This is a genomic window from Rhodococcus sp. NPDC059968, assembly GCF_042738615.1.
Lineage (GTDB): Bacteria > Actinomycetota > Actinomycetes > Mycobacteriales > Mycobacteriaceae > Rhodococcus_F.
The window spans coordinates 1-10992 of sequence record NZ_JBHWUE010000176.1; the positions used below are offsets into that span (position 1 = coordinate 1).

The window sequence follows — 10992 nt, forward strand, 5'->3', positions numbered from 1 at the left end:
TTCGGCATCACCATCGACATGCCCCTCGAAGGCGGCGGAGCCGTCGTCGGCGACAAGATCACCATCACCCTCGAGATCGAGGCCGGCCTCCAGGCGTAGTTCTTCTCTGGTGGAGGGTGGGCGGTGCGGGGCTGGCCGCCCACCCTCTCGCACGCGGTGCAGGGCTGCGGCATGACGTGCGCCTTTGACGCAGAAACGGGTTGGCTGGGCATGGAGTGAGCACCAGTGCCTCGGCAACGACTAGAGGGTGAGATAGATCACAGTCACCTCAGCCCCGGAGGTCAAATTCGAGCGATAAGATTGAAGATTGAATCACTGAGAGGCGTGGTAGAGGCGACGTCAGGTTCAAGCAGCCTCGCTACTAGCACGTGGATCATCGGTCCGGATCGCCTTCACTGCAGGGCAATTCACGGTATGCGATGCCGCAAGCCGCCGTATGTAGATAGGGCTTCGACATCGTTGCGGAAGGATGGCCCAACCCCTCGGGCGGACGCGAAGAAGGTAGCGACTGTCATGCGAGACCGAGCAAAGCCCTTTCCGGTCGATTTGATCGACGGATTATCCACGGTGCTCTATCGTTCCCCACTTGATATCGCGAACGCGTTTTCGTCGCTGTTAAAACCAATCATTTCGCACAGCGCCTTGGTGATCTTCACCAAGGATTGCCCACTCCAGCCGCTGAAGAGGACTGGAGATCCATCGATCGTCGACAGAGTCGAAATTGCCGAGCTGGAAAAGATCGGACAGCTCGTGATGGCGACCGGTGCCCCGGCCTGGGGCGCAACTGCAGTGATTGGCCACGAAAATCATCGAATTGCGGCGATATTTGCGGCGACCGATGCTGTCCTTGTCCTCGTCGATCCCATCGAAACACCCTCTGCAACAATATCAATGGACACAACAAGGCGCCTCGTGTCGGCCTTATGGGTGCTTGTCGCCATTAGCATCCGCCAGCAAGTTGCAACGGCACCGCTTGACCATCTGCGTGACTCGCGAATGGCGAATATTGAGCGCTCGAGGGTAGTAGCAGAACTGACGGATGCACATTCGACCACTTTGGAGCTGATCCTGACGGTGTTGCGTTCCCGCGACACGACGGATTCGATTGCTCGCCAGTCTGCTCGGGATATTGCTTCAGCAGCGATGGTGCAGCTGAGGTCAGTTCCCGATCGTGACCGCAGCCTCTCCGAGGAGCCAGTGGCGCGTGCCTTCGAACGGCTTCGAAGAGACCTGCGTCCGCTCACTCAATTCGGTGATCTCGATGTTCAGTTCGTCGAGCCTCCCATCGACGGACGTGCGCTGCCCGGAGAAATAGCGCATGCAGGCCGTGCAATCGTTCGTAGCGCATTGCTGACTCTTGCCGAGCAAGATGGAGTTGGGCGCGTGCGGATTCAATGGGATTGTGACGGATCCAATTTGCTCATCGGCATTCGGGATGACGGTCCCGGCGACTTGACTTCCGAGACACAAAGCGTGCATCAACTCGCGGCTCGTGTTGACGCGCTCGCCGGCAAACTTACGGTCAGTGGGACACCTGGCTGGGGCTCGAATATCGACGTGAGACTGCCACTCGATATTCCGGCGGCTTTCCAAGGAATTCAGCCGGAGTGGGGACTAACCAATCGTGAGCGTGATGTTATGAAGTTGGTGGCGGAAGGTGCCCGCAACCGGGCCATCGCCGCCGCCCTGACTATCAGTGAGCACACTGTAAAATTTCATGTAGCGAATGTTCTGCGAAAGGTCGGTGCAACTAACCGCGCCGAACTAGTAGCGGTTCTTCGTTAAGTCTCGAACCACGACACATCAATAGGTGCCGTCGCGATGGTGCGCGGTCGCCATACCCACCCCGGTGCCGGAGAATTGTAGGACTTGAGGTGCATCAGCACATCGGTTGATAGCGGACCGCAATCCGAGTCGATTGGCGGAGATTCCACGGTCTGATTCGCCACCGTCGGATCCGATCCAATCACCGATGTTGCGCGGACCGCGGAGGTTACCGGGGTCTTCGATACCGTCGTTCGTTCGAGGTATCGCAACGCGTGCGGCCGTAGTACGTGCTGGTCGTCGCCGACAACCAGCACGTACATTAGGCGAGGCTGAGCGACGTCACGGTTCAACCGCTACCCTCACCTCAGCTACTGAGATTCCCGGATGTGTCCCAGCTGACGTGGAGGGCTTCCGGGCCGCGGAATGAGGTATTGGGCAGGTACGTGAGGACTTGATCGTCGAGCTGCATATGTGGCAGGCGACGAGTCAGCTCTTCGAGGAAAACTCTCATCTCCAGCCGAGCAAGGTGATTGCCCAGACAGGTATGACTCCCACTTCCGAACGCGATATGAGAGGCCACGTTGTCACGGTCAATATCGAAGACCTCTGGCTGATCGAACACATCGGTGTCGTAGTGTGCTGACGCGATGACAGTGAGAATCTTCGATCCTGCCGGAATGGCTACACCGCTGACCTCGGTATCTACTTTGGCAAGTCTGCGCCAAGCGGTGACAGAACTGCTGTGGCGCAGACATTCTTCGATCGCGGCGGGAATTAGTGCCGGATCCTCACATAGCCGTTGCCACTGTCCTCGATTCCTCAATAGCGTCACGACGGCATTGGCAGTCGCGTTGGTAGTCGTCTCGTGAGCGGCGGCCGTTCCGCCCATGACAATCGTCTGCAACCATGAATCCGTGAAGATGTCCGGATGCTCGCGTTGCAGCTTGATAGTGTGGCCGAGCCACCCAGGTGGATCCTGAAGCTCCTTCAGCTTTGCGATGACTCGTCCGCCCATTTCCCAGAACTGGCCCATGTGATCCGCCGCACGAACCTGATCGTCATGACCGGGCTGACCCCACCCAAACTCTGTCAGGGATGTTGCCAGCTTTCTTACGGTGTCGACGTCCTCCTCGGGAATTCCGAGGAACTGAAGAGCGACCAGGCATGGAACGTCCCACAAGAGATCTGATATCAAATCAGCATGACCAGATTCAACAAACCGATCGATGTGTTCAGTGATGGTCGCTCGGATGTAGCCCTCTAATCGATTCACGTTTTCGGGCATGAAAACGGGTGCGTTGAGCCGTCGAATCTTCCGGTGAAGAGGAGGGTCCGCGTCGACGAGTGCCGCGATCGGTGCGAATTGGTACTCTTGCAGCTTTTCGATCGCTTCGCTTGACAGGGGAGTAAGCGGTGCGAGTGTGTTGGCCGCGGAGTAGGAATTGAAATCATTGTGGATGCTCTTCACATCTTCGTACCGAGTCACAACCCAATAGTCAGAGTCTGGATTATAGAAAGCTGGTTCTTTTCTTCTGGCCCACTCCAGGGATGCGCCAGGGTTGTGTTGAAAGTCTCCGCGAAAGAACGAGAATGCTCTGGCTTCGTCCGATACACGTGGATCGGAATTCGGCTGTGTATCGGCGGTGCTTGTCGAGCTCATTGAATCTCCATTCCCATGGCTTTTCGTAGCTGGGTTCTTATTTGAACAGGCCCGATAGCTACATCTCTAAGGTCAAGCTATTGCCAGCTGCACGGCTGACGCAGATCATCATCGTCTCGTTCGCTTCTCTTTCCTCTCGGCTGAGGATGGTGTCCCGGTGGTCGGCCTTCCCCCCGAGGATGGTTGTTTCGCAGGTCCCACAGGTGCCCTCTGAACACGAAAAGGATGCAGGGATCCCTAATGCACGAGCGGTCTCGAGGATGGTGTTGCCGGACTTGACAATCGCGGTTACCGCAGACGAGGCGAATTCAACTTCAAATGATCGGTCACAGGTTACCGAACCCGTTGGATTTGCGGAGAATCGTTCCGTATGCAGATTCGCTGCGAGGCCGCGAGAGTCTGCGGCGTCTTCGAGGTCACGCATCAACGATTCCGGTCCACAGACGTAGACCGCGGTGTCAGCTTCGATGGTTTCGAGAACGCTCGAGATATCCGCCAGCTGGTCTTGATCGTTTGGGTGAACCGAAACATTGTTCGGGAAAGCGACTTTAAGGGATTCGGCGAATGCCATCGTGCTCAGGCTTCGGCCCAGGTAGACCAGGGACCACGTGGCCGCACGTTCGTCGGTTTGTTCTATCATTGGGAGCATAGGCGTTATGCCGATGCCGCCGGCTATGAATAGGTACTTCGAGGCGGTGACGAGCTCGAAGTGGTTCCGAGGTCCGGTCACAGTGACGAGGTCGCCAGCCGAGAGGCGATTGTGAATGAAGTTTGAACCCCCGCGCCCATCATGCAGTTGGCGGACACAGATCTCCCACTGAGATCGGTCGGTCACGCCTCCGCACAGGGAGTACTGGCGAACCACATCATTCGCTAGCTTCAGATCGATATGGGCTCCGGGCGACCATTCGGGCAACTCCTCCCCACCCGGGTGCACGAGCGTCACGCGAGCCACATCGGTTGCTATGAGCGTCTTCGCGCTGATCATGAGAGAGAGCGTGCACTCGTCGTCGCGGCGTGCGCCAGACGCTGCACTGGGGGACTTGCGCGGAGGGGACATCTCCTCTACTAGCTGTGTCATCGTGGTCCTTCGGGGATTGGAATCTGTTGTTATGGAGGGGTTCCCTCACGCGGGGTGGATCTGTTCGCGATGGGTACGAGAACCACCGTTCACGCCGAGGGCTGGAATGCAAAGGTCGACAATGCAGGTCCATCAGTAGTTGCTGAATGGGATACCGCAAAGCTCATGGTGACCTGTCGGTCCGGTGCTGGGAGGTGTTGCGTGCGAGGGTTGGCCCTGGCGATCCGTAATTTTTCTTTGGAAGGCTTGTCCGTCGATGCGACAACGCAAGGCCACAGGTCGCACTCTCGCCGTGGCGACCATGTCGGCAGTCAGTCGGCGCAAGTTCGATCGTGCGACGCTTCGCGCCTAGAGGGGCAACGGATGCGGACTGCGCGGTTCACAATGCGAACACCCGACTTGGTGAGGGACCCTCTCTAGTGGTCTGCGATCTACTTCTTCATGAGAATCAATGTCCCATCTCACAGCACGGGAAGCGGCTGATCGATCTAGCAGGATTGTCCTGCTCGTTTGGCTAGGTTACGGGGATAGGTGGGCGCGAAACCCCTCTCAGGGTGTCTAATCCGCTGCGTCGTGAGCGTTTCGGCGGGGGCGGGCCATCGCCATGATGATGGACGACGGCAGATCGTCGACGAGTGGGCTGACCACTGCAGACACGCATGAACGGCTAGGCAGTTGTCGGATACCAATGCCATCGCAGGCGTCCTAGGGTGCTGCCGCGCGAATCAGTCCTGCGATCTCACCGGAAGGGTGGATGTAGTGGTGCCGGCCATGCCGTCGTCGGAGTGTTGACTGGTTGCACGCTTCCGACATTTACCCGGGGCACACGCGGGGTGGTACGTGGCAGTGCTTGGTGCAGCGATATGCGGACAGCTACAGACCCGCAGGTGCGCTTCCTCATTTCGCGGGGATGGCTAGGTTCATGCGAATATCCATGGCTCCGAGAGGTTCGCCGACTGGGTAGACATCATTGAAGACATGAACTGCACCAGAGGCGAGGTGAGTTGGTGTGGCTGTCCATGAAACCGTGTCGCCGATGACGACGGCGTCGACTTTGCACAGTGTGACAAGTGTGATCCTACGGTGAGTGTCCGGATAGCCTTCCGCATCCACGATACTCATGATGGTGCTGTCCGCGCCGAAGGTGACCCAGGGATCGGAAATCAGTACGAACAACATCCCATGGTGTGCGGAGAAGCGGACCTGACCGCGGAACTTTAACGTCCCAAGGCCGGTGCTGAGGTTGAAGGCCGAGGAGTCTGCGAGTTCGAAGTAGAAGTCCCCGGTCGATGTAGTTCCAGCTCCGCCGTTGACCGAGGTCTGCGCCCCAGGAGTTCGGGCCAGGTAGCTCAGGAAGCTGGATTTGAATCGCCAGACCAGACCTGTCGTCAATCGCTCGCTCGAGGGCCGTGGGCCGCTGCGAAGGCCTTTCGTCATTGTATTTCTCCATCTATGTGGGTTCTCGTTGTCACTGCTTCGGGGACCTACCGCGGCTCCGCTCGCCGCGATGTCCGGGCGGAGTCCTGCGCGGTCAGAATCACCGAGGTGGATCGATCGCACGGTCCGTGGTTTCTACCGGGTAGGCAATCGCATCTGGCGTCAGGTCAAGCAGCGGAACGGCGAAACCGTCTGCCAGGATGGTGCTTAGGCCTGCGTACTCGATCGACTCGGATGCTCCGGCGCGGGACTGGAGAGTACTAGGTTCAGGGCAGGGAACGGTGCATTTTTAGTCTTCGCTCGCCTGGCTGCGGTACTCGCCGGGAGTCACACCGAACGTCGCTTTGAAGGCCTTACCGAAGTGTGAAGGGGTCTTGAACCCCCACCGTATCCCGATTGCGGCGACTGGAACGGACCTCATGGTTGGGTTCAAGAGATCGCGCCGGCACTGTTCGAGTCGGCGATGATGAATCCAACCGGCAACGGTAAGTCCGGCGGCGCTGAAAATGGTGTGGACTCGTCGAAGCGAAGTGAAGTGAGCGGCGGCGACCCTGGCAGGGGTTAGATCAGGATCGGAAAGTTGAGCGTCGATGTAGTCCTGCATTTGCTCGAGGTCGATATCGCTGCTTCGGCGTAGCCGCGCTACGTGAATCTGACTCTGAAAAAGCGTGGATACGATACCAATCGCATTGTGTGCGAATAGGTGTCGACTTCTGCTGGGAATGCCATCAGCGATGTGATCGAAGGTTCTCAGGACCGCTCCTGCGGCCGGCGTGATCCCTTCGGTTGCTGCGAGTCGGACTGCGGTCAGCTCCGACATGCGCTCTCGCGGAACGTCCAGGAGGCGTTGAGGGAATTTCACACACAGACTGCGGTAGTTGTCGCTGCTGAGCACGGATGCAGGGGCCGTGGTGTCGAAGAGCGTGATGTCACCCGGATGAACCGTGGCTGTGCGTTCGGACTGGGTGAACTCACCGACCCCCTCGATCTGAAGACACAATAGGTAGTCGGGTCGTTCACCTGCCTGGATGCTGTCCGGACCGCGGTGAGCAACGTGGCCCTCCGTCGACATCGCAACGAACTCGATGCCGCCGATTCTGCGTGTGCGCATTGAACCGCGGAATGCTGCAGGCTCGGCGGCATCGACGTGGAACTCCATGAAAGACCTGGTCAGGAGGGTTCGCCAGTCATGGATGTGGTGGACAGTGGTGGAACTGCCTGCGGATGATGTGTGACCTGTTGGCATCTATGTTTCCTCTTCAGAACACCGCCCCGAACCGGGTGGCCGGTTCAACTGTGCACGGATGGGACGGACTTGTGCATCCTACGCCGATGTGAGGCAGGCGACACCGAATGTACTTTTCTGGGGCATCCCGAGCCAGGTACTCGGGACTCGCCTCCTAGGAGGGCGTACGAGGGCCCAGAGGGAAGAAGAAGAGGTAGCAATGACTGACAACGAGGTCCCGGTTCTGATCGTCGGCGGCAGCCTGGTCGGCATGACGGCAGCCTGTCTTCTCGGTCATCACGGGATTCCATCGCTGGTTGTAGAGCGCCACCGGGGCAGTGCAATCCATCCGCGTGCCGCGCTTATCCTGCAGCGCTCCATGGAGATCTACCGAGGCATAGGATTGGAAGAGAATATTGAGGCGAGATCGCGTGAGCAGTTCGATCAGGATGCCGCGATCATGTCTGTAGAAAGCCTAGCGGGCGAAGAAATCGCCTGGCACCTTCCCAGGCTGAACGATGGGGTTCGGGACCTAAGCCCATCGGAGCGGCTCTTCGCCTCACAGATTGCGATCGAACCCGTCCTCGGGGAGCGTGCCCGCGAGCTTGGTGCAGAAACGCGGTTTGGCACGGAGCTTGTAGGTTTCGAGCAAGATGATGATGGTGTCGTCGCCGTGGTGCGGGATCGGGACACTGATGAACAGTCCAGCGTACGTGCGCGATATATGGTCGCGTCTGACGGTGCGCGCAGTCGGGTTCGCGAGCAGTTGGGAATCGGGCAGGCGGGCCGAGGCGCATTCTCAAATAGTGTGACTATCTACTTTCACGCTGATGTGAAGCCGCTGATGCGGGGCCGCAATCTAGGTGTAATCATGGTCGTCAACGACACACTTCAGGGCTTCTTTCGGATCCAGAAACCGTACGAATCAGGGTTTCTTGCCGTCCATGGACTCGGCGACCCAAAGCGTCCGAACAGCGATGTGTCGCAGAACTTGACGGAAGAGCGTTGCGTCGAACTTGTGCGAGCCGCACTCGGTGTGCCGGATTTGCCCGTGACGATCGATGATGTGATGCATTGGCAGGCGCGGGCCGACGTGTCCGACAGCTACAGGAAGGGGCGTGTCTTCCTAGTCGGCGACGCTGCGCACGTGATGCCGCCCTATGGTGGTTACGGTGGCAATACCGGCATACACGACGCTCACAACCTGGCATGGAAGCTTGCTGCCGTAATCAATGGCTCCGCCGATCCCGAGCTGCTTTCGACCTACGAGGTGGAACGGAAGCCAGTAGCGCAGTTCACGGTCGAGCAGGCATATGCCCGCTACGTAACGCGCGCAGCACCGTTCTTGGCAACTAAGGGAGTAGAAAAGCTGGTAGACGACGCCCACATTGATCTGGGGTATCGGTACCGGTCCTCGGCGGTGATCAGCGGCTCAAACGGGGATTTCCTGATTCAAAGCGACCCGCGCGAAACCGCGGGGCTGCCTGGAACTCGTGCCCCGCACCAGCTGATCGCGCGCGACGGACAAGAGTGCTCGATACTCGACTTGTTCGGTAGAAATGCTGTTCTTCTCACCGGAAGCAGCGGAACACGCTGGTCGATCCCCGCACGCAGGATCTCGCGGAAGCTTGGGATACGACTCGATCTTCATGTGATCGGCGGTGCCGAGACGGGCCGCGATGTTGGGGAGCAGTTCACCGCCCTCTACGGAATTACTGAATCGGGCGCTGTGCTTGTACGGCCGGATGGATTTGTGTGCTGGCGCGCGCAGACTGACAACGATGCTTCCGATCAACCGATCGAATCGGCCCTGCAGTCCTTGTTGGGACGAACGCTGAAACCGGCCGTCCTATAAAGGTTCTGAACCGTGTTCGGATTCAGTGTATTCCCCACCCGCAGAGAATTAGGGATTTTCCCACCTATTCCAGGAGAATAAGATGGCATTCGTAAAAGGCTCTCACCACGTGACCCTGTCCGTCGGCCACGCACAGGAGGACGTGGACTTCCACGTCAAGACATTGGGCATGCGGTTCATCAAACGAACGGTGTTGTTCGACGGTTCGACTCCGATCTACCACCTCTACTACGGCAATGCGAATGGGGACCCGTCCTCCGTGGTTACCACCTTTCCCTGGGCACAGGCGGGTTTGGTGGGAGAATCCGGTACGAACCAGGCGCGAGAAGTTCTGCTATCGGTTCCGGAAGGGTCGCTGGACTTCTGGCACCAACGATTGACCGAGCACAAGGTTGTGGTTGAGAACGTAGAGGTTCTCGACCGGCGTCGTCTTGCCTTCCGGCACCCGTCCGGTATCGAGTACGTCTTCGTCAGCAACGACAATGACCCGCGCGAAGGCCACCCTGGATACGGGGTGCCGGCGGAATACGCCATTCATGGTATTCATGGCGTCGGTATCCACGTCACCACACCGGAGCGCATGGTCGATTTCGCGCAGAACACCTTTTACTCTCAGGGGAAGATCCGTGAAGACGGTGACCGGGCGGTATTCCAGGTCGGCGATGAGAGCTTCGGCAATCATATTGAGCTGATCGGCAATCGGAAGGATGATCAGGGTACATGGAGGTACGGCGCTGGCACCTACCATCACTTCGCGTGGAACCTGGACAACCTGAGGAACCAGGACGAAATCAAGTTCGAGATCGAGGGTGCGGGCTACACCGATATCAGCGAGTTGAAGGACCGCAAGTACTTCAAGTCGGTGTACGTCAGAACACCCGGCGGTGCCTTGTTCGAACTCGCCGTCACTCACGCGGACGGAGGGTGGGACTGTGACGAGTCCCCTCAGGAGCTCGGCACCAAGTTCCAGCTTCCGCCTCAGTTCGAGCACCGTCGCACTGAGCTTCTCGGTCAGCTGGAAGAAATCGACATCTGATCTCTGTATCGGACGGGTATCCGGGGGAGTGCCGCCGACAATGACGGTGGCACTCCCCGCTCGAGATCGACACTGAGGGACGAAATGTTGCAAAACGAGAACCCACACCTAGGTCGGGAGACAGCTGTGTGGGGGAACGACACCCACTCTGCCCGAGCTGCCGTGCTTGCGGTCCATGGCCGTGGACAAACTCCACAGTTCATGCGAGAGCAGTCCACAGGGTTGACGTCGTCGGGTCTTCGCTTCTACGCTCCTTCGGCATATGAGAACAGCTGGTATCCACATCCGTTCATCGAACCGGTGGCGAACAACCAACCAGCACTGGCGAATTCTATTGAGGCACTACGGATACAGATTGCAGCTATCGAGGCTGAAGGATTTTCGACGGGACGGATCGTATTGTGGGGGTTCTCTCAGGGTGCGTGTCTACTTTCCCAGTTTCTCCTGACGGAACCGGCGGCGTACGCCGCGTCGATCATTTTCACGGGAGGCTATTTGGGGCGAGGTGAGGCGGTGGTCCCAGCTGATGAGCCCCTGAAGGGTGTGCCCATCCTCATGCGCAGCATCGAACGCGACCCCTGGGTGCCTCGGTGGAGGGTGGAGCAGACCGCACGGGCCTTGCTGGCATCGGGAGCCGACGTCGATCTCCGGATTGACCCAGGTAGCGAGCACATCATAACGGAGCAATCGATGAGCGATGCCTCGTGGATCCTCGACCAGCTGCCAAATCCTCCGGAATCGTCTGGTATGAAAGCCGACTCAACCAACCGACATGGCAAGCTGTCCATGAACCTCGAAGGGGACCACCCGTGTCTGTAGACTTTGATCACGAGACACTAGTGTCCTGAGTCGTTGTTCAGTTGATTAATCCGCGTGCAGTAGTTGGCGAGGTTGTCCAGGATTTCGTCTGCGGTTTTGGTCCACACGAAGG

Annotated in this window: 8 protein-coding genes; 4 read left to right on the forward strand and 4 right to left on the reverse strand. The window is 58.4% G+C overall.

The features are described from left to right. Positions 1-513: 513 nt before the first annotated feature. Positions 514-1785, forward strand: a complete 1272-nt coding sequence (locus tag ACFWAY_RS51400; protein WP_378516198.1) for a LuxR C-terminal-related transcriptional regulator — start codon at positions 514-516, stop codon at positions 1783-1785. A gap of 346 nt (positions 1786-2131) precedes the next feature. On the opposite strand, the gene ACFWAY_RS51405 is transcribed toward ACFWAY_RS51400, so the two are convergent. The 4 genes from ACFWAY_RS51405 to ACFWAY_RS51420 all read right to left on the reverse strand — a co-directional run bounded on the left by ACFWAY_RS51405 (position 2132) and on the right by ACFWAY_RS51420 (position 7191). Beyond that, complete coding sequence (locus ACFWAY_RS51405; RefSeq protein WP_378516199.1) at positions 2132-3427, reverse strand: cytochrome P450; 1296 nt, start codon at positions 3425-3427, stop codon at positions 2132-2134. Between the two features lie 58 nt (positions 3428-3485). Beyond that, positions 3486-4508 (reverse strand): PDR/VanB family oxidoreductase, encoded by a 1023-nt coding sequence (locus tag ACFWAY_RS51410; protein ID WP_378516200.1) that lies wholly within the window; start codon positions 4506-4508, stop codon positions 3486-3488. 897 nt (positions 4509-5405) lie between these two features. Beyond that, positions 5406-5945 carry an HtaA domain-containing protein gene (locus ACFWAY_RS51415; RefSeq protein ID WP_378516201.1) on the reverse strand — a complete coding sequence of 180 codons (540 nt, stop codon included), beginning with the start codon at positions 5943-5945 and terminating at the stop codon, positions 5406-5408. Between the two features lie 289 nt (positions 5946-6234). After that, entirely contained in the window at positions 6235-7191 is a 957-nt protein-coding gene (locus ACFWAY_RS51420) for a helix-turn-helix domain-containing protein (protein ID WP_378516202.1), read from the reverse strand. Positions 7192-7390: 199 nt separating this feature from the next. On the opposite strand from ACFWAY_RS51420, the gene ACFWAY_RS51425 reads away from it, so the two are divergent. The 3 genes from ACFWAY_RS51425 to ACFWAY_RS51435 all read left to right on the forward strand — a co-directional run bounded on the left by ACFWAY_RS51425 (position 7391) and on the right by ACFWAY_RS51435 (position 10880). Continuing rightward, positions 7391-9025, forward strand: coding sequence for an FAD-dependent monooxygenase (locus ACFWAY_RS51425; protein WP_378516203.1), 1635 nt, complete (start codon positions 7391-7393; stop codon positions 9023-9025). Between the two features lie 82 nt (positions 9026-9107). Beyond that, on the forward strand, positions 9108-10061 hold the full coding sequence (locus tag ACFWAY_RS51430; protein ID WP_378516204.1) for a ring-cleaving dioxygenase: 954 nt from the start codon (positions 9108-9110) through the stop codon (positions 10059-10061). A 201-nt stretch (positions 10062-10262) separates the two neighbouring features. Beyond that, positions 10263-10880 (forward strand): alpha/beta hydrolase, encoded by a 618-nt coding sequence (locus tag ACFWAY_RS51435; protein ID WP_378516205.1) that lies wholly within the window; start codon positions 10263-10265, stop codon positions 10878-10880. Positions 10881-10992 lie beyond the last annotated feature (112 nt).

What these genes read in the sequence shown, in the direction of transcription:
- ACFWAY_RS51415 (WP_378516201.1), bottom strand. Translation starts at nt 5,945, where the DNA reads ATGACGAAAGGCCTTCGCAGCGGCCCACGGCCCTCGAGCGAGCGATTG.
- ACFWAY_RS51420 (WP_378516202.1), bottom strand. Translation starts at nt 7,191, where the DNA reads ATGCCAACAGGTCACACATCATCCGCAGGCAGTTCCACCACTGTCCAC.
- ACFWAY_RS51425 (WP_378516203.1), top strand. Translation starts at nt 7,391, where the DNA reads ATGACTGACAACGAGGTCCCGGTTCTGATCGTCGGCGGCAGCCTGGTC.
- ACFWAY_RS51400 (WP_378516198.1), top strand. Translation starts at nt 514, where the DNA reads ATGCGAGACCGAGCAAAGCCCTTTCCGGTCGATTTGATCGACGGATTA.
- ACFWAY_RS51405 (WP_378516199.1), bottom strand. Translation starts at nt 3,427, where the DNA reads ATGAGCTCGACAAGCACCGCCGATACACAGCCGAATTCCGATCCACGT.
- ACFWAY_RS51410 (WP_378516200.1), bottom strand. Translation starts at nt 4,508, where the DNA reads ATGACACAGCTAGTAGAGGAGATGTCCCCTCCGCGCAAGTCCCCCAGT.
- ACFWAY_RS51430 (WP_378516204.1), top strand. Translation starts at nt 9,108, where the DNA reads ATGGCATTCGTAAAAGGCTCTCACCACGTGACCCTGTCCGTCGGCCAC.
- ACFWAY_RS51435 (WP_378516205.1), top strand. Translation starts at nt 10,263, where the DNA reads ATGCGAGAGCAGTCCACAGGGTTGACGTCGTCGGGTCTTCGCTTCTAC.